20 protein-coding genes are annotated in these 19,533 nt (G+C 72.4%); 10 read left to right on the top strand and 10 right to left on the bottom strand.

What is annotated here, in order from left to right; genetic code table 11:
* Positions 1-102: 102 nt before the first annotated feature.
* The gene (locus tag ACWC21_RS04250) at positions 103-1,011 is read right to left on the bottom strand and encodes a rhomboid family intramembrane serine protease (RefSeq protein WP_450877953.1); all 909 of its coding nucleotides are present in this window, start codon (positions 1,009-1,011) and stop codon (positions 103-105) included.
* A gap of 94 nt (positions 1,012-1,105) precedes the next feature.
* Here ACWC21_RS04250 and ACWC21_RS04245 point away from each other — a divergent pair, with 94 nt between their 5' ends.
* Positions 1,106-1,828 carry a vWA domain-containing protein gene (locus ACWC21_RS04245; RefSeq protein ID WP_450877951.1) on the top strand — a complete coding sequence of 241 codons (723 nt, stop codon included), beginning with the start codon at positions 1,106-1,108 and terminating at the stop codon, positions 1,826-1,828.
* Between the two features lie 7 nt (positions 1,829-1,835).
* On the opposite strand, the gene ACWC21_RS04240 is transcribed toward ACWC21_RS04245, so the two are convergent.
* Positions 1,836-2,792 carry an acyl-CoA dehydrogenase family protein gene (locus ACWC21_RS04240; protein WP_450877949.1) on the bottom strand — a complete coding sequence of 319 codons (957 nt, stop codon included), beginning with the start codon at positions 2,790-2,792 and terminating at the stop codon, positions 1,836-1,838.
* On the bottom strand, positions 2,792-3,931 hold the full coding sequence (locus tag ACWC21_RS04235; protein WP_450877947.1) for an acyl-CoA dehydrogenase family protein: 1,140 nt from the start codon (positions 3,929-3,931) through the stop codon (positions 2,792-2,794). Before ACWC21_RS04235 ends, ACWC21_RS04240 begins: the two co-directional genes overlap by 1 nt.
* A 52-nt stretch (positions 3,932-3,983) precedes the next feature.
* On the opposite strand from ACWC21_RS04235, the gene ACWC21_RS04230 reads away from it, so the two are divergent.
* The 3 genes from ACWC21_RS04230 to ACWC21_RS04220 are packed head-to-tail and all read left to right on the top strand — an operon-like array spanning position 3,984 to position 6,616.
* Positions 3,984-4,769: an SDR family oxidoreductase gene (locus ACWC21_RS04230; RefSeq protein WP_450877945.1), complete on the top strand. Its 786-nt coding sequence runs from the start codon at positions 3,984-3,986 to the stop codon at positions 4,767-4,769.
* Between the two features lie 30 nt (positions 4,770-4,799).
* Complete coding sequence (locus ACWC21_RS04225; protein ID WP_450877943.1) at positions 4,800-5,522, top strand: TetR/AcrR family transcriptional regulator; 723 nt, start codon at positions 4,800-4,802, stop codon at positions 5,520-5,522.
* Positions 5,459-6,616, top strand: coding sequence for an acetyl-CoA C-acetyltransferase (locus ACWC21_RS04220; RefSeq protein ID WP_450877941.1), 1,158 nt, complete (start codon positions 5,459-5,461; stop codon positions 6,614-6,616). Before ACWC21_RS04225 ends, ACWC21_RS04220 begins: the two co-directional genes overlap by 64 nt.
* 159 nt (positions 6,617-6,775) lie before the next feature.
* Here ACWC21_RS04220 and ACWC21_RS04215 read toward each other — a convergent pair whose 3' ends face one another.
* Genes ACWC21_RS04215 through ACWC21_RS04200 form a run of 4 tightly spaced genes read right to left on the bottom strand, consistent with a single transcriptional unit; the run spans position 6,776 to position 10,172 of the window.
* On the bottom strand, positions 6,776-7,840 hold the full coding sequence (locus ACWC21_RS04215; protein ID WP_450877939.1) for an NAD(P)H-dependent flavin oxidoreductase: 1,065 nt from the start codon (positions 7,838-7,840) through the stop codon (positions 6,776-6,778).
* Entirely contained in the window at positions 7,840-8,583 is a 744-nt protein-coding gene (locus ACWC21_RS04210; RefSeq protein WP_450877937.1) for a CoA-transferase subunit beta, read from the bottom strand. Before ACWC21_RS04210 ends, ACWC21_RS04215 begins: the two co-directional genes overlap by 1 nt.
* Entirely contained in the window at positions 8,580-9,428 is an 849-nt protein-coding gene (locus ACWC21_RS04205; RefSeq protein ID WP_450877935.1) for a CoA transferase subunit A, read from the bottom strand. Before ACWC21_RS04205 ends, ACWC21_RS04210 begins: the two co-directional genes overlap by 4 nt.
* A complete protein-coding gene (locus ACWC21_RS04200; protein ID WP_450877933.1) occupies positions 9,429-10,172 on the bottom strand; it encodes an enoyl-CoA hydratase family protein in 744 nt (247 codons plus the stop codon).
* Positions 10,173-10,257: 85 nt separating this feature from the next.
* On the opposite strand from ACWC21_RS04200, the gene ACWC21_RS04195 reads away from it, so the two are divergent.
* Complete coding sequence (locus ACWC21_RS04195) at positions 10,258-11,004, top strand: SDR family oxidoreductase (protein ID WP_450877931.1); 747 nt, start codon at positions 10,258-10,260, stop codon at positions 11,002-11,004.
* Position 11,005: 1 nt separating this feature from the next.
* Positions 11,006-11,911: an SDR family oxidoreductase gene (locus ACWC21_RS04190; protein WP_450877929.1), complete on the top strand. Its 906-nt coding sequence runs from the start codon at positions 11,006-11,008 to the stop codon at positions 11,909-11,911.
* 45 nt (positions 11,912-11,956) lie between these two features.
* Here ACWC21_RS04190 and ACWC21_RS04185 read toward each other — a convergent pair whose 3' ends face one another.
* The gene (locus ACWC21_RS04185) at positions 11,957-12,451 is read right to left on the bottom strand and encodes a MarR family winged helix-turn-helix transcriptional regulator (RefSeq protein ID WP_450877927.1); all 495 of its coding nucleotides are present in this window, start codon (positions 12,449-12,451) and stop codon (positions 11,957-11,959) included.
* Between the two features lie 119 nt (positions 12,452-12,570).
* On the opposite strand from ACWC21_RS04185, the gene ACWC21_RS04180 reads away from it, so the two are divergent.
* Positions 12,571-14,010 carry an MFS transporter gene (locus ACWC21_RS04180; RefSeq protein WP_450877926.1) on the top strand — a complete coding sequence of 480 codons (1,440 nt, stop codon included), beginning with the start codon at positions 12,571-12,573 and terminating at the stop codon, positions 14,008-14,010.
* A 66-nt stretch (positions 14,011-14,076) separates the two neighbouring features.
* Here ACWC21_RS04180 and ACWC21_RS04175 read toward each other — a convergent pair whose 3' ends face one another.
* Complete coding sequence (locus ACWC21_RS04175; protein ID WP_450877924.1) at positions 14,077-14,958, bottom strand: hypothetical protein; 882 nt, start codon at positions 14,956-14,958, stop codon at positions 14,077-14,079.
* Positions 14,959-15,062: 104 nt separating this feature from the next.
* Between ACWC21_RS04175 and ACWC21_RS04170 the strand changes: the two genes are divergently transcribed.
* The 3 genes from ACWC21_RS04170 (at position 15,063) to pepN (ending at position 18,660) form a co-directional block, all read left to right on the top strand.
* The gene (locus ACWC21_RS04170) at positions 15,063-15,413 is read left to right on the top strand and encodes a chorismate mutase (protein WP_450877922.1); all 351 of its coding nucleotides are present in this window, start codon (positions 15,063-15,065) and stop codon (positions 15,411-15,413) included.
* Positions 15,414-15,527: 114 nt separating this feature from the next.
* Positions 15,528-16,061, top strand: a complete 534-nt coding sequence (locus ACWC21_RS04165) for a response regulator (protein ID WP_450877920.1) — start codon at positions 15,528-15,530, stop codon at positions 16,059-16,061.
* A gap of 97 nt (positions 16,062-16,158) precedes the next feature.
* On the top strand, positions 16,159-18,660 hold the full coding sequence (gene pepN, locus ACWC21_RS04160) for an aminopeptidase N (protein WP_450877918.1): 2,502 nt from the start codon (positions 16,159-16,161) through the stop codon (positions 18,658-18,660).
* A 168-nt stretch (positions 18,661-18,828) separates the two neighbouring features.
* Here the strand turns inward: pepN and ACWC21_RS04155 are convergent, their stop codons facing one another.
* Positions 18,829-19,377 (bottom strand): GNAT family N-acetyltransferase, encoded by a 549-nt coding sequence (locus ACWC21_RS04155; RefSeq protein ID WP_450877916.1) that lies wholly within the window; start codon positions 19,375-19,377, stop codon positions 18,829-18,831.
* Between the last annotated feature and the right edge of the window lie 156 nt (positions 19,378-19,533).

The following is a 19,533-nucleotide window of genomic DNA, read 5'->3' as shown; positions in this document are numbered from 1 at the left end:
CGGGGGAACTCCCCAAGAGACGTCCCGTACAAAGGCGTACGGAACACAGACGGCGCCTGCCCCAGTCCCCGACCGGACGTTGGGCAGGCGCCGCCGCCTTTCTCAGGTCAGCGCGGAGACCTTCGCCCAGGTCAGCACCAGCAGCAGCGCCAGCAGCCCCGCGCACACCCCCGCCTGTACCAGCGTCCGCCGGCCGTCACGGGGTGCGTACGCGTACGCCAGCGTCACCACGCCGCCCGCCAGCAGACCGCCGAGGTGGGCCTGCCAGGAGGTGAGGCCGGCGGAGATCAGCAGCCACAGCAGCAGGCCGCCCATGAAGCGGTTGACGGCGGACATGTCGGCGCCGAGGCGGCGGGCCATGACGTAGTAGGCGGCGCCGAGCCCGAAGACGGCGCCGGACGCGCCGACCACGAGGTCCTCCGGGGCGATGAGCAGGACCAGGACCGAGCCGCCGAGCGCGGAGAGGAAGTACAGGGCGAGACAGCGAACCCGGCCGAGCTGGGTCTCCACCACCCGGCCGATGTTCCACAGCGCGACCATGTTCATCACGATGTGCAGGATCCCGAACGTGCCGTCGGTGGGCGGGCTGTGCAGGAACGCGCCGGTCAGGAGGCGGTACCACTCGCCGTGCGCGACACCCTCCGGGTAGTGGCCCGCCGCCACGGTGCCCAGCATGCCGAACCGGTCCACGACCGACGGCCGGACCAGCTCCGCGAGGTAGGCGAGCACATTGAGCCCGATCAGGACGTATGTCACCAGCGGCACCGCAGTGATCCGGCCGCCGAACGCCGTCCGTGCCTGTCGCACCGACCGCGCGCCCTCCTTCACGCACTCCACGCACTGGTGGCCGACGGCGGCCTCCCGCATGCAGCTCGGGCAGATATAGCGGTCGCAGCGGGTGCAGCGGACGTGGGACTCCACCTTCGGGTGGCGGTAGCAGGTGGTGACGGCGGGCGCGGCGGGTGCGCTCGGCTCGGCGGACTGGGTGGACTCGGGTGACTCGGGCGCCACGGCCGGCTCCTCGGGAAGGGTGGGACGGATGAGCCGGTGGGGACGGCGGCGAACAAAATAGCGAACAACGAGGCCGGGGTGGGAAGGTGGGGCCATGGCCTCGATCAGTCTCAGCAAAGTGGAGCAGACCGCGCCCGCGCTGGTCAGCCTGTACAAGAGCGCCGGGGTGTCGCTCGCCGAGCACGGGCTGGAGGGGCTGCGGGCCGCCGTCTACCTCGTGGTCGACTACTCGGGTTCCATGAAGCCGTTCTACGACGACGGCAGCGTGCAGGCGCTCGCCGACCGGGTGCTGGGTCTGTCCGCCCACCTCGACGACGACGGCCGGGTGCCCGTGGTGTTCTTCTCCACCGACGTCGACGCCGTCACCGACATCTCGCTGACCGACTACCAGGGCCGCGTCGAGCGGATCGCGGCCGGACTCGGGCACATGGGCAGGACCAGCTACCACCTGGCGATGGACGCCGTCATCGACCACTACCTCGACAGCGGCTCCACCGACCCCGCCCTGGTCGTCTTCCAGACCGACGGCGGGCCGGTCAACAAGCTCGCCGCCGAGCGCTACCTCTGCAAGGCGGCGAAGCTGCCGCTGTTCTGGCAGTTCATCGGCTTCGGTGATCCGGGCAGCAAACAGTTCCAGTTCCTGCGCAGGCTGGACGAACTGGCGGTGCCCGGCAAGCGGGCCGTCGACAACGCCGGTTTCTTCCACGCGGGTACGGACCCGCGGGCCGTGCCCGACGCCGAGCTGTACGACCGTCTCGTGGGCGAGTTCCCCAAGTGGCTGGCGGCCGCACGGGCGGCGGGCATCGTACCGGGCTGACGTAGGCTCACCGGCGGCCGCCGGCCCGGCTGAGCACCAGGTCCCGGCACTCGTCCGGCCCGCCCCAGGCGGTGCGCAGCGCACGGGCCCGGGTCAGCCAGAGCGACAGGTCGTACTCCGCCGTGTAGCCGATCGCGCCATGCAGCTGGAGCGCGGTGCGGGCCGTGGTGCAGGCCGCCTCGCACGCCCTCAGTTTGGCGGCGGCCACATCGGCCGGGTCCATCGTCACCGCGGCGCCGAGGACGAGGGGGCGGGCGAACTCCAGGGCGATCTTCGCGTCGGCCAGCCGGTGCTTCACCGCCTGGAAGGAGCCTATGGGGACGCCGAACTGGGTGCGCTGCCCGACGTAGGCGACGGTGGTGTCGAGGAGCGCGAGTCCGACGCCGAGCGCCTGGGCGGCGGTGGCCAGGCGGGCCCAGGTGAGGGCGTGGGCCGACGGCGGGTCGGGGGTGAGGAGTTCGCCGCCCGGGGCGAGGGCGGTGAGACGGCGCGCGAGGTCCAGGCCGGGGCGGACCGGGCCGAAGCCGGGGGACAGGCGCAGGCCGTCGGGGGAGAGGGCGAGGCGGAGGTCCGCCGCGTCGCCGTCCAGCGCGTACCCCGTGACGGCGACCGTGGCCATCGTCGTACCCGCGGTGAGCGAGGGCAGGAACCGCCTGGCCAGGCCAGGCTCGGAGAGCAGCGCGGCGGCCGTCACCGTCTCCACCAGCGGGCCCGGCACCGCGTGCCTGCCCAACTCCACGAACGCCACCGCGAGTTCCACGGGCAGCGGGCCCAGCCCGTCGTACTCTTCCGGAACCGCCAGGGCGAACACCCCCGCCTCGGCGATACGGGCCCACAGCGCGCGCCCGCTCGCGTGGTCGCCGCGGCCCCAGTCCCGTACCACCGCGGGGGTGTCCGCGGCCGCGAGCATCGCGTGCAGCGAGCCGGCGAAGGCGCGCTGCTCGGGGTCGAGGAGGAAGCGCATCAGCGGCGCCCCTTCGGCAGGCCGAGCAGGCGCTCGGCGACGATGTCCCGCTGGATCTCGTTCGTGCCCGCGTAGATGGGGCCGGCGAGGGAGAAGACGTACCCCTCCGACCAGGCGGAGTCCGTGAACTCGCCCTCGGCGCCGAGGAGGTCCAGCGCGGTCTCGTGCAGCGCCAGGTCGTACTCGGACCAGAAGACCTTGTTCAGACTCGACTCCGGGCCCAGGCGCTCGCCGTCCAGGAACCGGGAGGCGGCCGCATGGGTGAACAGCTGGTGGGCGCGGGCGCCGATCAGGGCGTCGGCCACCCGGGCGCGCGCCGAGTGCGGACTGCCGCGGTCCTGCCACAGGGCGAGGAGGCGGTCGGCGGCGGCGAGGAAGCGGCCGGGGGAGCGCAAGGTGAGGCCGCGTTCGTTGCCCGCCGTGGACATCGCGATCCGCCAGCCCTGGCCGGGCTCGCCGATCACGTCCTCGTCCGGCACGAACACCTCGTCCAGGAACAGCTCGGCGAAGGCCGGCCTGCCGTCCAGCCGGCCGATCGGGCGGACCGTGACGCCGGGCGCGCGCAGGTCGAACATCAGGTACGTCAGGCCCTGGTGCGGTTTCGGGGCGTCCGGGTCGCTGCGGAACAGGCCGAAGGCGCGGTCGGCGAACGCGGCCCGCGACGACCACGTCTTCTGCCCGCTCAGGCACCACCCACCGTCGGTGCGTACGGCCCTGGACCGCAGCGACGCCAGGTCGGAGCCCGCCTCCGGCTCCGACCACGCCTGTGCCCAGACCACCTCGCCGGTCGCCATGCGCGGTAGCAGGCGCGCCCGCTGCTCGGCCGTGCCGTGGTCGAAGAGGGTCGGCGCGAGCAGGCTGATCCCGTTCTGCCCGACCCGGCCCGGCGCGCCCGACGCCCAGTACTCCTCCTCGAAGACCAGCCACCGGACCAGACCGCAGTCCCGCCCGCCGTACTCAGCCGGCCAGTCGACGACCGACCAGCGGTCCGCGGCCAGTTCGGCCTCCCACGCGCGGTGGGCCGCGAAGCCCTCCGCCGTCTCCAGGGACGGCAGCGGGGCGGCGGGCACATGGGCCTCGAGCCAGGCCCGGACCTCGGTGCGGAACCGCTCGTCCTCCGGAGTGTGGGTGAGGTCCACGATCGGGTCACCGTCCTTCCCTAACAAGTGTTTGGTAGGTTAGCGTGGCCCTATGACAGGCGTCGAGAGCCCGGCGTACGAGCCCGGGCACGGGCTGCTGGAGGGCCGCACCGCCGTCGTCACCGCGGCGGCCGGAGCCGGGATCGGCGGGGCGACCGCGCGCCGCTTCCTGGAAGAGGGCGCACGCGTCCTGATCAGCGACGCCCACATACGGCGGCTGGGGGAGTACGAGGCCGAGCTGAGCCGCGAGTTCCCGGGGGCGGTGACGGCCGTGCCCTGTGACGTCACCGACGAGTCCCAGGTGCGGGCCCTGTTCGACACCGCCGTGAGCGAACACGGGCAGCTGGACGTCGTCGTCAACAACGCCGGTCTCGGCGGCACCTCGGACCTCGTCGACATGACCGACGAGCAGTGGTCCCGCGTTCTGGACGTGACGCTGAACGGCACCTTCCGGTGCACCCGGGCGGCCCTGCGCGCCATGAAGGACACCGGGAGCGGCGTGATCGTCAACAACGCCTCCGTGGTCGGCTGGCGCGCCCAGGCCGGGCAGGCGCACTACGCCGCCGCGAAGGCCGGGGTGATGGCGCTGACCCGGTGCGCGGCCCTGGAGGCCGCCGCCTACGGGGTGCGGGTCAACGCGGTGGCACCGAGCCTCGCCATGCATCCGCACCTGGTGAAGGTGACCACGCCCGAACTGCTGGCGGAACTGACCGCCCGCGAGGCCTTCGGGCGGTACGCGGAACCCTGGGAGGTCGCCAACGTGATCGTGTTCCTGGCGTCCGGCTATTCCTCGTACATGACGGGAGAGGTCGTCTCCGTGAGCAGCCGGCATGCCTAGGACGACACGGTCCGGGACGACAATGGTGCCGTGCCGACCAAGAAGAAGCCCCAGGTGACCGCCGTGAGCAAGCCCGCGGCTGCCGCCGCCCACGACCGTCGCCGCGAACTCCTGGGCACCGCCGCCGAGGTCTTCGCCGAGCAGGGCTACAACGCCACCACCGTACGCAAGATCGCCGACCACGCGGGCATGCTCGCGGGCAGCCTCTACTACCACTTCGACTCCAAGGAGTCGATGCTCGAGGAGATCCTGCGGACCTTCCTCGACGAACTCTGGAGCGGCTACGACACCGTCCTGGCCGCCGGACTCGGCCCACGCGAGACGCTCGAGGCGCTGGTCACCGAGTCGTTCCGGGAGATCGACCGGCACCGCGCCGCCGTCGCGATCTACCAGAAGGAGAGCAGACAGCTCGTCGCGCAGGAACGGTTCACGTTCCTCGCCGAGTCGCAGCGCAAGTTCGAGAAGGCGTGGCTGTCCACGCTGGAGCGCGGAGTAGCCGCGCGTGTCTTCCGGGCCGACCTCGACGTCCGGCTCACCTACCGGTTCGTCCGCGACACCGTGTGGGTCGCCGCGTCCTGGTACCGGCCCGGCGGACAGCACAGCCCCGAGGAGATCGCCCGGCAGTACCTGTCGATGGTGCTGGACGGGATCGCCGTACGCGAACAGCCATTTTCCGCGAGGGAGTCGTCATGGCCGAGGCCTACATCGTCGAAGCGGTCCGCACCCCCGTCGGACGGCGCGGGGGAGGGCTGAGCGCGGCCCACCCGGCCGATCTCGGCGCCCATGTGCTGAACGAGCTGGTCAGGCGCTCGGGCATCGACCCGGCCGCCGTCGAGGACGTCGTCTTCGGCTGCCTGGACGCGGTGGGCCCGCAGGCCGGGGACATCGCCCGCACCGCCTGGCTGGCGGCCGGCCTGCCCGAGGAGGTACCCGGCGTCACCGTCGACCGGCAGTGCGGCTCCTCCCAGCAGGCCGTGCACTTCGCCGCGCAGGCCGTGCTCTCCGGCACCCAGGACCTGGTGGTCGCGGGCGGTGTGCAGAACATGTCCCAGATCCCGATCGCCTTCGCCACCCGGCAGGCCGCCGAACCCCTCGGGTTCACCGAGGGCCCGTTCGCGGGCAGCGAGGGCTGGCGCGCCCGGTACGGCAGCCGGCCGGTGAACCAGTTCGCCGGCGCCGAGATGATCGCCGCCAAGTGGGGGATCAGCCGCGCGGACCAGGAGGAGTTCGCGCTCCGCTCGCACCGCCGGGCGGTGCGGGCCGTCGACGAGGGCCGCTTCGACCGGGAGACCGTGCCCTACGGCGACGTCACCGTCGACGAGGGCCCGCGCCGGGACACCTCCCTGGAGAAGATGGCCGCGCTGAAGCCGGTCATCGAGGGCGGCACCGTCACCGCCGCCTGCTCCTCCCAGGTCTCCGACGGCGCCGCCGCCCTGCTGCTGGCCTCGGAGCGGGCGGTGCGGGAGCACGGGCTGCGCCCGCGCGCCCGCGTCCACCATCTCTCCGTGCGCGGGGAGGACCCCATCCGGATGCTCACCGCGCCCATCCCGGCCACCGCGCACGCCCTGAAGAAGACCGGCCTGAACATCGACGACATCGACCTCGTCGAGATCAACGAGGCCTTCGCACCGGTCGTCCTCGCCTGGCTGAAGGAGACCGGCGCGGACCCGGAGAAGGTCAACGCCAACGGCGGAGCCATCGCCCTCGGCCATCCGCTCGGCGCGACCGGCGCCAAGCTGATGACGACCCTGCTGCACGAACTGGAGCGCACCGGCGGCCGCTTCGGACTGCAGACCATGTGCGAGGGCGGCGGCCAGGCCAACGTGACGATCGTCGAACGGCTCTGAGAACCGCAGGAAGGAGGCAGGCCGGCCCGGGTCGGTGCCCCGGCGAGAAACCCAGCACCCCGCCCGGCGTCCACCGCCTCCACGACAGCTCACGCGGCCGGGCCACCGCGGCCGGGCCACCGCGGCCGGGCCGGCGAGGCTCGACCCGCGCTCGTCTCCTCATGCGCGCATCGCGGCACCGCCCGCCGACAACTCACCTACGACTGCGGCGGCTTCGGACATCACCCGCTCCACCAGCTCCGCACACGAAGGCAGGTCCTCGATCACCCCGGCCACCTGCCCGGACGCCATCACCCCGAGGTCCGTACGTCCCTCCACCATCGCCGATCTCAGCAGCATCGGAGTGTTGGCCGCCAGCAGCACCTGACTCCACGACAGGTCCTTGCCGTGCTTCAGGGCGAGGCCGTCGCGCAGCATCCGCCGCCAGGTGAGCCCGGACAGCCGTCGGAACCCGGCCGCGTGCCGGACGGCGTGCAGCAGCGCGCGGGCACGGCCGGAGCGTTCCAGGGCGTCCACCAGCTCCGTGCGCAGCATGCGGTGCGGCAGCCCGTCGACGGCCCGGGTGACCGTGACGTCCTTCACCGTCGCCGCCAGGTAACGCGCCTTCACCGCATCCGGCACCGTCGAGTCCGAGGTCAGCAGGAAACGCGTGCCCATCGCCACCCCCGCCGCCCCGTACGCCAGCGCCGCCACCAGGCCCCGCCCGTCGAAGAAGCCGCCCGCCGCCACGACCGGTATCCGCACCGCGTCCACCACCTGGGGCAGCAGCACACTGGTCGCCACCTCGCCGGTGTGCCCGCCGCCCTCACCGCCCTGCACGATCACCGCGTCCGCGCCCCAGGCCGCGACCTTCTCCGCGTGCCGCCGCGCCCCGACGGACGGGATCACGACCACACCGGCCTCCTTCAGCTCGGTGATCAGCTCACGGGAGGGGGCGAGAGCGAAGGACGCCACCCGGACCCCCTCGTCGATGATCAGACGGACGCGGTCGCCGGCGTCGCCCGCGTCCGCCCGGAGGTTCACCCCGAACGGTGCCTCCGTGCGCGCCGTGACCTCCCGTATCGCGGCACGCAACTGGTCGAGGGTCATGGTCGCCGAGGCCAGGATGCCCAGCGCGCCCGCGTTCGCCACCGCCGAGACCAGGCGCGGGCCCGCCACCCAGCCCATCCCGGTCTGCACGAGCGGGTGCCGGGCCCCGACCAGCCGGGTGAGCGCGGTCTCCATCAGTCCCCCACCCCCTCGGGGACCTCTCGGGCCCGGGTGCCGTCCGGATCGAGCACCTCGCGGATCAGGCGCAGTTCCTCGGCCGTCGGCTCCCGCGTGGCCGGCACCTCGTCCGGCACCGCCAGCGCGAAACCCGTCGCCTCCGCGACCTGCGCGACGCCCACTCCCGGGTGCACGGAGGCCAGCCGCATCGAGTGGTCGGGCGTGGCGAAGTCGAACACGCCGAGGTCGGAGACCACCCGTGGGATGCGGTGGTAGCGGGCCGTGCCGGGATGCCCGGCGGCACGGTCGTACCCCACCCCGCACACCATGTCGACCTTCTCCACGAAGACCCGGCGTGAGTGCCTGGGCACCCAGTAACTCGTCGGGTTGTTCAGAGTGTTGAGCGGCGCCCCGCGCACGCCGAGCAATTGCCGCCGGGGTCTCTCCCAGTCCCCGATGCACGAGATGTTCTGGTTGCCGAAGCGGTCGATCTGACTCGCCCCCATCATCACGTGCCGCCGGCCGCCGGCCACCAGGGTCAGGTGCTGCCGGTAGGGCAGCCAGCCCTCGGGTGTCCCGTCCGGCCGGACGAGCAGTGCCTCGCCGTCGGTCAGCAACAGGTCGGGCGCGAACGTGAGCCGGGCCAGCCGCGCCCCCAGCGACGGGATCAGGCCCATCGGGCTGGCCAGTATCTCCCCGGAGCCGCGCCAGGCGTCGGCGCAGGCGATCACGCAGTACTCGGCGCGGGTCGGCCCACTCATCGCCGCTCCTCCTGCCAGGCGCGCACCGCCGACCGGTACGCCTCCTCGTCCCCGCCGAGGAACCGCTCGGCGAACTCGGGCCACGGCGTGGCCGCGTACGCCTTCTGGAAAGCCTCGTCCCGCCCGTACTCGGGGGCGCACGAAGTGAAGTGCGCGCCGTTCGGGGCCTCGACGACACCGGTCACCACATGCCGTTTCACCAGCAGCGACTGCGGAGCCGTCGCCTTCGTCAGCTCGGCCGTGTCCACGATCTGCTCGCAACTGACGTAGGCCGTGTCCGCCGCCTCGCAGAACAGGTCGTCGAAGTACGGGTCCGGGCCCAGGTACTGCCCGTTGCCCAGCCGGTCGGCGCGGTTGACGTGGACCAGGGCCGCGTCCAGTCGCAGGGCGGGCATCGCCACGAACGTCTCCCCGTCCTCGTAAGGTGACGTGACCGTCCGCAGGCCGGGGTTGACCCGCATCACGTCCGAACCGATCCCGGCCCGCACCGGAAGGAAGGGCAGCCGGTTCGCGGCCGCCCGCAGCCCCCACATGAACATGCCCTCGTCGACCTCCGTCAGCTCGAAGTCCCCCCGCTCGCGCGCCGCCCGGTAGTTCGGTTCGAGCGGGACGGAGTCGAGCGTGACGAAGGCGGCGACCAGCTTGCGGATCCGTCCGGCGGCGGCCAGCATCCCGACGTCCGGGCCGCCGTACGAGACGACGGTGAGGTCATCGATTCCGGACCGGATCAAAGCTCTGACCAGCGTCATCGGTTTGCGCCGGGACCCCCAGCCGCCGATGCCGAGGGTCATGCCGCTCTCCAGCCGCGAGACGACCTCGTCGGCGGTCATCGTCTTGTCCCTCACCTACGCGCCCTCCTTCCCGAACGTGTCGCGGACCCGGTCGGCCACCCCGCTCAGGGCCGCCTCGAAGGTGAAGCCCTGCTCGAAGCGGTAGCTGCGCCGCACATCGACGGGGTCGATCCCGTTGATGGCGGCCTTGGCCAGACGCAGCAGCCGCCCGTCCTTGGCGGCGATCTCCCGCGCCAGCTCCAGTGCCGCCGCGTGCAGTTCGCCGCGCGGTACGACCCGCCACACCGAACCGTGGGCGTGCAGGTCGGCCGCACTCGCCGTCCGCGAGGTGTAGTACAGCGTCCGCATCAGATGCGGCGGGACGAGGCGGGCCAGATGGGTGGCCGCGCCCAGCGCGCCCCGGTCCAGCTCGGGCAGCCCGAAGACGGCGTCCTCGCTCGCCACGATCGCGTCCGCGTTGCCCACCAGGCCTATCCCCCCGCCCAGACAGAAGCCGTGCACCGCCGCCACCACCGGGGTCTCGCACTCGTACACCGCCGCGAAGGCTTCCGCGCAGCCTCGGTTGGCGCCGAGCAGGGCGCCGTTCCCGTCCGCCTGTATCTCCTTGATGTCCACGCCCGCGTTGAAGCCCCGACCCCGCGCGGTCAGTACCACGCACCGGTTCCCGGGATCGCGGCCCGCCGCGCGCACCGCTTCCGCCAGCGCGAACCAGCCGCGCACCGGCAGCGCGTTCACCGGCGGGGCGTCGACCGTGACGACCGCGATCCCGTTTTCCGGGGACGAGGTGGAGACACTCATGGGCGCATCAGCTACCTTTCCACCAAACATTTGTTAGGTGTGAGGCTTCGAAGCTAGCAGTCGGCTACGGCAAGCGGGAGGCCCTGTGGATAACTCGCTGCACGGTCGGACCGTCGTCGTCACGGGCGGTACGCGGGGTGTCGGGGCCGGGATCGCCCGGGCCTTCGCCGAGGCCGGTGCCCAGGTGCTCGCCTGTGCCCGTCGGCCACCCGAACGGCCCCTCGACGGCGTCGGGTTCTCCCCGCTCGACCTCCGCGACCCGCCCGCCGTACGCGCCTTCTTCGACGCCCTGCCCCGCGTCGACGTGCTCGTCAACAACGCGGGCGGCACCCCCTACCGGCCGCTCGCCGACGCGGACGCCGAGCGGCACGCCCGGGTGATCGAGCTGAACCTCGTCACTCCGCTGACCGCCTCCCTCGCCGCGTACGAACACCTGAGGAGGAGCCGGGGATCGGTGGTGATGATCGGCAGCGTCAGCGGCAGCCGTCCTTCACCGGGCTCCGCCGCCTACGGCGCGGCCAAGGCGGGACTGGAGAACCTGGCCGGGTCCATGGCGGTGGAGTGGGCGCCGGAGGTCCGGGTCAACACCCTGGTCGTGGGCATGGTCCGCACCGAGCTGGCCCACCTCCACTACGGCGGCCGGGACGGGGTCGACGCCGTCTCCCGCACCGTCCCGCTCGGCCGTCTCGCCGCCCCGTCCGACGTCGGCGCCGCCGCCGTCTTCCTCGCCTCCGACGCGGCCCGCTACATCAGCGGGGCGAGCCTCCTGGTGCACGGCGGCGGAGAGCGGCCGGCCTTCCTCGACGCGGCAACCGCCAACAAGGAGGACTGAGATGAGTGGAATCTGCACGGGCCGGGTCGTCGTCGTCACCGGTGCCGGGCGCGGACTCGGCCGGGCCCACGCGCTCGCCTTCGCCGCCGAGGGGGCCCGGGTCGTCGTCAACGACCTCGGTGTCGGCCTCGACGGCCTGCCGGGTCCGGACAGCCCCGCCGGAGCCGTCGTGGAGGAGATCCGGGCGGCGGGCGGCGAGGCGGTGGCCCACGGCGGCGACATCGCGACCACCGAGGGGGCGGCCTCGTTGATCCGGACCGCGGTAGGGACGTACGGCCGTCTCGACACCCTCGTCAACAACGCCGGTTTCCTGCGCGACCGCATGCTGGTGAACCTGGACGAGGACGACTGGGACGCCGTCCTCCGCGTCCATCTCAAGGGGCACTTCCTGCCGTTGCGGCACGCCGCCGCGTACTGGCGGGCCGAGGCCAAGGCGGGGCGGACGCCGGTCGCCCGGATCGTCAACACCAGCAGCGGCGCGGGACTGCTCGGCTCGGTCGGGCAGGGGAACTACAGCGCCGCCAAGGCGGGGATCGTGGGTCTCACCCTGGTCGCCGCGGCCGAGCTGCGCAGGTACGGGGTGCAGGTCAACGCCATCGCGCCGGCGGCCCGCACGCGCATGACGGAGCACACCTTCGCCGGGACCATGGCGGCCCCGGACACCGGCTTCGACGCCATGGCCCCCGGGAACGTCTCCCCGCTGGTGGTCTGGCTGGGCTCGGCCGCGAGCACCGGGGTGACCGGCCGGGTCTTCGAGGCGGAGGGCGGCCGGATCACCGTCATGGAGGGCTGGCGGCCGGGCCCGACCGCCGACAAGGGCGCGCGGTGGACACCGGCCGAGGCGGGGGAGGCGGCGCTGAAACTGCTGACGGAGGCGGAGGTGCCGGGAGCGGTGTACGGGGCGTAGCGGAACGCGGAAGACGCGGGGGAGCGCAGGAGGCCGTGGCGCGGCTCAGCCGGTCAGCCGGGCGGCGGCCGCCTGCTGCCGCTCGCTCATGACCCCGAGGAAGCGGATCACGGTCTTCAGTTCCTCCGTGCTGAACGCCTCGCACGCCTCGACGACGTCGCGCGCCCAGTCCTCGAAGAACGCGGCCAGTTCGGTGAGTTTCTCCTTGTTCAGCTCGACGAGCACCCGGCGTTTGTCCGTGGGGTGCCTGACCCTGCGGACGAAGCCCTTGCTCTCCAGGCGGTCCAGCAGCCCGGTGACGGAGGCGGGCGCCAGGCCGGTCAGCTCCGCGAGGTCCTTCGCGGTGAGCGGGCCCTCGCGCTGCAGGTAGTCAAGGGTCTTCGTCTCGGTGGCGTTCAGCCCCTGCTTCGCGGCGACCGCCGAATGGAACATGACCGTGACGGCGCTGTGCGCGCGCCCCACGTCCATGAGCCGCCGCAGTGCCTCGGTCCGCGCGTCCGCCTCGGTCCGCGCGTCCGCCTGGTCCTCTGTGCCGGTCATGTGGCCAGCCTACCAAGAATTTCGTTCGGTCGAACTAAGTACTTGCGGAGGCACTTCTGCCCGTGCAAGTCTTTCGTTAGGTCGAACGAAATAAATCCGGGACCCAACGGGAGACACCCATGTCCGCAACCCTCGCCCCATCCCCGCCCGCCATGGCGGAACCGCACCCCCGCCGCTGGGCCGCCGCCGTCGTGATGATGGTCGCGGCGCTGATGGACCTCATGGACGTGACCATCGTGAACGTCGCGATCCCGTCCATCGGCCACGACCTGCACGCCTCCCCGAGCGACCTGCAGTGGCTGGTCTCCGCCTACCTCCTCGGATTCGCCGCCGCCCTGATCGTCTGCGGCCACCTCGGGGACCGCTTCGGACGCCGGGCCCTCTTCCTCGCCGGCACGGCAGGCTTCGGACTGGCGAGCCTGGCCTGCGGGGCGGCACAGTCCCCCGGCCAGCTGATCGCCGCCAGGGCGGTGCAGGGCGTGATGGCGGCGGTGCTGGTGCCGCAGGTGATCGGCTCCTTCCGCACCCTGTTCCAGGGCAAGGAACGCGGCGCCGCCTTCGGGATGTACGGGGCCGTCGCCGGATTCGCCTCGGCGGTCGGGCTGCTGCTCGGCGGACTGCTCACCGACGCCGACCTCTTCGGCTGGGGCTGGCGGTCGGTGTTCCTGGTGAACGTACCGGTGGCGCTCGGCACCTTCGTCGCGGGACTGCTGCTGGTGCCGGCCACCCGGGAACGGTCGGCGGGACGCCCGGACGTACTGGGCAGCCTGGTCCTCGCCGCCGGCCTGGTGGCGATCGTGCTGCCGCTGGTGCAGGGCCGCGAGAACGGCTGGCCGCTGTGGGGATGGGCCTGCCTCGCCGCCGGCACGGCCGCGGTCGCCGGACTCGGGGTGTACGAGGCGCGGCGCCGCCGGGCGGAGACCGTGCCGCTGCTGCCCGCACGAGTCTTCCGGCTCCCCGCCTTCTCCGTGGGCGTCCTGGTCCAGCTGCTTTTCTCCGTCGGCATGCAGGGCTTCTTCCTCGTCTTCGCCATCTGGCTGCAGCGCGGCGAGGGCTACACACCCATGCAGGCCGGCGTGGTCACCGTGGCCTTCTCCGCCGGCAGCTTCCTGACCGCGCCCGCCGCGGACGTGCTCGCCGTGAAGTACGGGCGGAGCGTGCTCGGCGCCGGAGCGCTGCTCATGGCGGGCGGTTTCGGCTGGGTGTGGGCCGCGGTCGACCGTGCCGCCGCCGTGCACACCGGCGCCTGGCCGCTGGCACCGGGACTGGTCGTCGCAGGGGCCGGGCTCGGCTTCCTGGTGGTGCCGCTGGTGAACGTGGTGCTGTCCGCGGTCCCTGGTGAACTCGCCGGCGGGGCGTCCGGGATCTTCTCCACGGCGCAGCAGTTCGGGGGCGCGCTCGGCGCGGCGGCGGTCGGAACGGTCTTCTTCGACCACGCCGGCCAGGGGCTGACCGACGCGCTCGGAGCGGCGATGCCCTGGGTGACCGGAGGGTTCCTGGTGTGCGCCGCCCTGTGCGCCGCGCTGCCCCGGCGGGCCGTGGCCGGCCACGAGGGCTGACAAGGGCGCCGTACGGCGCGACCACCGGGGGGCGGGATCCGAGCACGGGTCCGGCCCCCGCCGTCCCTACGTGTCGCACTCCAGGACCGTCCGGCACAACGAACACCGCGCCCGCACCCGCCCCCGCACCGGCACCCGGATCCGCTGGTGGCAGGTCGGGCAGGGGAAGGACACACGCAGCCGGCCGCCGCCGTCGGGGGAGAAGGTGTAGGGGAGACCGGGCTCGGCGCCCGGGCCGTGGCGACGGTCCCGGGCGTAGCGACGGCGGCCCGCCCAGCCGGCGGCGGTCAGCGGCGGCTGCTGCTCGTCCCGGCGGGCCCGGGCCATGCCCTTGACGTACGCCGTGTACGCCTGCGGACTGGTGAACCACACCGAGGGATCCTCCTGGAACACCAGCGCCCGCTTGGCCAGCACGTACCCGAACTCCTCCGGGGTGAGGTAACCCAGCTTCTGGGACGAGGCGGCATCCTCCCGGTAGGCGTCCAGCAGCAGCCAGCCCGCCCCCAGATACGTCGCCGCCGTGTCCGTGAGGATCTCGTTCTCCGCCGTGCCGGGGAAGGACAGGTCCAGACGGTGCAGATAGACGTGCGTCACCTCATGGGCGAGCGCCGCCCCGATGTCCCTGCGATGGGTACGGAAGCGGTCGTTCAGCTCCACGAAGTACTCAGGCCCCGCCGCGAGTTCGACGTTCGCCGCATGCGTCATCTCACGGAAGCCCACGATCAGACGGGCATCCGGCAGCCGGAAGTGCCGCACCAGCTCACGGGCCACCCGCTGCGCCCCCAGATACAGGTCGTCGGTGTCGCAGAAAGCCACGTCGGCCGGCGCCACCGAAGTCGCGAAGGTCTGGACGGTGTCGTACGACAGACGCCTGTACAGCGCGGTGACGGCGGCCCGCACCGTCTCCAGATGTGGGTAGCCGTGCTCGACCGGTCCGCCGTTCGCCACGTCCGTACCCCCAAAGACGTTCGGGCCCTGCCTCCACTCTATGCGGGGACCCGCGGCACAGCGCCCGCCGGCGAAGACGCCCCCGACCCTTAGGGTTGGCATCCATGACCACCAGCAACACCGGTACCGGTGCCGTCGACCCGTCCGTCCGCGAGGAGCTCGAGCGGCTGCGGGACAGCATCGACAACATCGACGCGGCCGTCGTCCACATGCTCGCCGAGCGCTTCAAGGCCACCCAGCAGGTGGGCCGGCTCAAGGCCGTCCACCAGCTGCCACCGGCCGATCCCGACCGCGAGGCCCGGCAGATCGCCCGGCTGCGCAACCTCGCCGAGAACGCGAAACTCGACCCGGCGTTCGCCGAGAAGTTCCTCAACTTCATCATCGCCGAGGTCATCAGGCACCACGAACGCATCGCCGAGGACACCGTCAACCACCAGGCATCCAGCACCGGCTGACCGCCGACCGCAGGCCCCGGCGGACCGCCGGCGTGCACGCATCGTCAACCTGCGGGCACCCGGTGTCAGTACCCGGACGTAAGCTGAATGTCCACGCGGGAGGGACGTCGGGCCATGCTGTCGGATGCCAAGATCCTCATCGTCGACGACCACAAGGACACGCTGTACGCCCTGGAGAACGTACTGGCCCCGCTGGGCTACCGGCTCGGCTGCGCCACCAACGGCGACGAAGCGCTCAAGCAGGTACTGCGCGGCCAGGTAGGCCTCCTGCTGCTCGACGTGCGCATGCCCGGCGTCAGCGGCCTGGACGTCGTGCGCTACCTGCGCCGCCTCGAACAGACCCAGCACATACCCGTCATCCTGCTCACCGGGTTCGGCCCCGACCAGGAACTCACCGCCACCGCCTTCGCCCTGGGCGTCGCCGACCTCGTCCTGAAACCCGTCGACCCCTGGGCCCTGCGCACCAAGGTCCGCTACCTCTACGACGCCCACCAACGCCGGCTCGCACTCGAACAGGAGATCCGCGAACTGCGCGCCCTCGTCCAAAGCCCCACCCAGCCCAAGGACCACGCCCCACCCCACCCCGACACCGACGTGACCCCCCGGCGCGACGCGCACCACACCGGCGCGTCACACGACCGGCCCTGACCCGGCGCACACCCCAACGCCCCGGAGCGGACCGGACATACGCCGCGTACCGATCCGCCCCTGTGCCGTCCCGACGACATCAGGCAGCATGTCCTGCATGTCCGTACTGACGCGCGACGAAGCGCAGACACGTGCCCAGATCCTCGACGTCCACCACTACACGATCGACCTCGACCTGACCACAGGGGAGGAGGCCTTCGGCTCGCACACCGTCATCCGCTTCACCGTGCGGTCGGACAGCGCCACGGTGGACACCTTCGTCGAGATCAAGCCCGCCGAGCTGCGCGCCGTCACCCTCGACGGACAGCCCCTCGCCCCCGAAACCCTGGACCAGGGCCGGCTCCCGCTGAAGGACCTCACTCCCGGCGAGCACGAACTGCGCGTCGACGCGCGGATGCGCTACTCCCGCACCGGCGAGGGCATGCACCGCTTCACCGACCCCACCGACGGCGAGACCTACGTCTACACCCAGGGCTTCCTGGACGACGTACAACGCGTCTTCGCCGCCTTCGACCAGCCCGACCTCAAAGCCGTCTTCGAACTGACCGTGAAGGCCCCCGAAGGCTGGACCGTCCTCGCCAACGGCATCACCGAACACCTGGACGACGGTCGCTGGCAGGCCGCCCCCACCCCCGTGCTGTCCACCTACCTCGTCGCCGTCGCCGCCGGCCCCTTCCACTCCGTGCGCACCGAACACCGAGGCCTGCCCTTCGGCATCCACTGCCGCCGCTCCCTCGCCCCCCACCTCGACGCCGACGCCGACGAGATCCTCGACATCACCCGCGCCTGCTTCGACCGCTACCACGAGAAGTTCGACGAGCCCTACCCCTTCGACTCCTACGACCAGGCGTTCGTCCCCGAGTTCAACGCCGGCGCCATGGAGAACCCCGGACTCGTCACCTTCGCCGACAAGTTCGTCTACCGCTCCGCCGTCACCGACACCGAACGCCAGACCCGCGCCATGGTCATCGCCCACGAGATGGCCCACATGTGGTTCGGCGACCTCGTCACCCTCAAATGGTGGGACGACATCTGGCTCAACGAGTCCTTCGCCGAGTTCATGGGCTACCAGACCACCCTCGAGGCGACCCGCTTCACCCAGCCCTGGGTCGAGTTCGGCGTCGTCCGCAAGTCCTGGGGCTACGACGCCGACCAGCGCCCCTCCACCCACCCCGTCGCCCCCGAAGCCGTCGACGACACCGCCGCCGCCCTGCTCAACTTCGACGGCATCTCCTACGCCAAGGGCGCCTCCGCCCTGCGCCAGCTCGTCGCCTGGCTCGGCGAGAAGGACTTCCTGGCCGGCATCAACACCCACTTCGCCCGCCACAGGTTCGCCAACGCCACCCTCGCCGACTTCATCGACTCACTCGCCGCCGCCACCGAACGCGACGTCCACGCCTGGGCCGACGCCTGGCTGCGCACCACCGGCGTCGACACACTCACCCCACGCCTCACCACCACCGACGGCACCCGCACCCTGACCGTCGAACACGCCGGCAACCGCCCGCACCGGATCACCGCCGGCCTCTACGACCAGGACCTCGGCGACGACGGCCGGCTCATCCTGCGCGAACGCATCGACATCGACGTCCCACAGACCACCCCACAGCCCCTCGGCAAGCGCCCCGCCCTGCTCGTCCTCAACGACGGCGACCTGTCCTACGCCAAGATCCGCTTCGACCCCGACTCCTTCCAGGCCGTAAGGGAGCACCTGTCCGGCCTGCCCGACCCGCTCACCCGAGCCGTGGTGTGGAACGCCCTCAGGGACACGGTCCGCGACGGCGAACTCCCGCCCACCGCCTACCTCGACACCGCCCGCGCCCACCTCCCGCACGAGACCGACCTCGCCCTCGTCCAGGGCGTACTGGACTTCGCCCACACCCACATCGCCGACCGCTACCTGACCCCCGAGGAACGGCCCGCCGCCCTGTCCACCCTCACCTCGCTGTGCCGCGACCTCATCCGCCGCACCGAGGACGGCGACCACCCCGGCCTGCGCCTGATCGCCGTACGCCACTTCATCGACGCCGCCGCCCACCCCGACACCATCGCCGCCTGGCTCGCCGACGGCACCGTGCCCGGCGGACCGGAACTCGACCCCGAACTGCGCTGGCGCATCCTGGGCCGGCTCGCCGTCCTCGGCGCCACCGACGAGACCGCCATCGCCGCCGAACTCGAACGCGACCCCACCGCCAGCGGCCAGGAAGGCGCCGCCCGCTGCCGCGCCGCCCTGCCCGACCCGGACACCAAGCGCCACGCCTGGGAGACGATGTTCACCGGCGACAACCTCTCCAACTACCTCTTCGCGGCCACCGCACAGGGCTTCTGGCAGCCGGAACAAGCCGACCTCGTACGGGAGTACGTGCCCCGCTACTACGAGGACGCCGTCGCCGTCGCCGCCCGCCGCGGACCCGCCATCGCCGTCGCCGCCGGCCGCGTGGCCTTCCCCGCCCACGCCGTCGACGCCGACAACCTCAGCCTCGGCGAGGCCTGCCTGCGCGACGCCGCCCCGGTCACCGCCCTGCGCCGCAAACTCGCCGACGAACTCGACGACCTGGCCCGGGCACTGCGCGTACGCCAGGCACACCACAAGCCCTGAATCCGACGCCGCAGGCCACGCCCCCCGCCGACGACGCCGTGGCCCGGTCGTCGCTCCAGGCCCACCACAGCCCCGAGCACGACCGGCCAGGCATACGCTCCACCCCCCGAGGAGAGCGCCGCACCCCTCCACCTCCGAAGCCCTCCGCGGACGTGCCTACCGGACGCGTCAACCCCGGCCGACGCGCAACTCGGCCCGCCGCACACTCCGCTCCCGCGGCCCCGCACGCCGGTTGCCCACCTCGGCACCCACCGCCGACTCCTCCTCCAGCACGAAACCCAACCGCCGCAGGAAACCCTCCCCCGCACGCCACCCGGGCGCCACCGTCGCCCGCACCCGCGTGACACCCTCCGCACGCTCCAGCAGCGAACCGGCCACCGCCCGGCCCAGCCCCCGGCCACGCGCCCACGGCGCCAGCAGGAACATCCCCACCGACACGACACCGGGCTCAGGATGATCCAGCACCGCGTCCACCAGACCCGTCACCACCCCGTCCCGCTCCACCACCAGAAGCACCTTGTCCTCGGGACGGGCCCCCTCCGGCAGCGCATAGAACAGACTCTGCACATCACCCGGCGCCGACGGCAGCCCCGTCGCCGCCACGAACCAGTCCTCACACGCCTCGAACAGGTCCAGCAACGGCCCCTCGTCCGCCGGCACCGGCTCCCGGACCACCACCCGCTCACCGGGCACGTCGACCATCCACGTACCAGTCACCCGAAGCACAGCACCCACCCTCCCGCAGCCGCCCAACACGCTCTCCCCGTACACGAGTACCCACTTTCGGGTTGAGATCGTCGGGCTTTTCGGACGCGCCGCCCCATCCGCGTACAAGCTGGAACCACAGCCGCGGACGCACCCTCGCCCGCGCCC

It is taken from the genome of Streptomyces sp. NPDC001348, from assembly GCF_053597535.1.
This window is presented reverse-complemented; position numbering and strand designations above follow the sequence as displayed.

Bases quoted from the DNA above. Each gene is read 5' to 3' on its own strand.
- ACWC21_RS04215 (WP_450877939.1), bottom strand. From the start codon at position 7,840: ATGGAGACCGCGCTCACCCGGCTGGTCGGGGCCCGGCACCCGCTCGTG.
- ACWC21_RS04210 (WP_450877937.1), bottom strand. From the start codon at position 8,583: ATGAGTGGGCCGACCCGCGCCGAGTACTGCGTGATCGCCTGCGCCGAC.
- ACWC21_RS04185 (WP_450877927.1), bottom strand. From the start codon at position 12,451: ATGACCGGCACAGAGGACCAGGCGGACGCGCGGACCGAGGCGGACGCG.
- ACWC21_RS04190 (WP_450877929.1), top strand. From the start codon at position 11,006: ATGAGTGGAATCTGCACGGGCCGGGTCGTCGTCGTCACCGGTGCCGGG.
- ACWC21_RS04230 (WP_450877945.1), top strand. From the start codon at position 3,984: ATGACAGGCGTCGAGAGCCCGGCGTACGAGCCCGGGCACGGGCTGCTG.
- ACWC21_RS04200 (WP_450877933.1), bottom strand. From the start codon at position 10,172: ATGAGTGTCTCCACCTCGTCCCCGGAAAACGGGATCGCGGTCGTCACG.
- ACWC21_RS04165 (WP_450877920.1), top strand. From the start codon at position 15,528: ATGCTGTCGGATGCCAAGATCCTCATCGTCGACGACCACAAGGACACG.
- ACWC21_RS04240 (WP_450877949.1), bottom strand. From the start codon at position 2,792: ATGCGCTTCCTCCTCGACCCCGAGCAGCGCGCCTTCGCCGGCTCGCTG.
- ACWC21_RS04180 (WP_450877926.1), top strand. From the start codon at position 12,571: ATGTCCGCAACCCTCGCCCCATCCCCGCCCGCCATGGCGGAACCGCAC.
- ACWC21_RS04245 (WP_450877951.1), top strand. From the start codon at position 1,106: ATGGCCTCGATCAGTCTCAGCAAAGTGGAGCAGACCGCGCCCGCGCTG.
- ACWC21_RS04170 (WP_450877922.1), top strand. From the start codon at position 15,063: ATGACCACCAGCAACACCGGTACCGGTGCCGTCGACCCGTCCGTCCGC.
- ACWC21_RS04220 (WP_450877941.1), top strand. From the start codon at position 5,459: ATGGCCGAGGCCTACATCGTCGAAGCGGTCCGCACCCCCGTCGGACGG.
- pepN (WP_450877918.1), top strand. From the start codon at position 16,159: ATGTCCGTACTGACGCGCGACGAAGCGCAGACACGTGCCCAGATCCTC.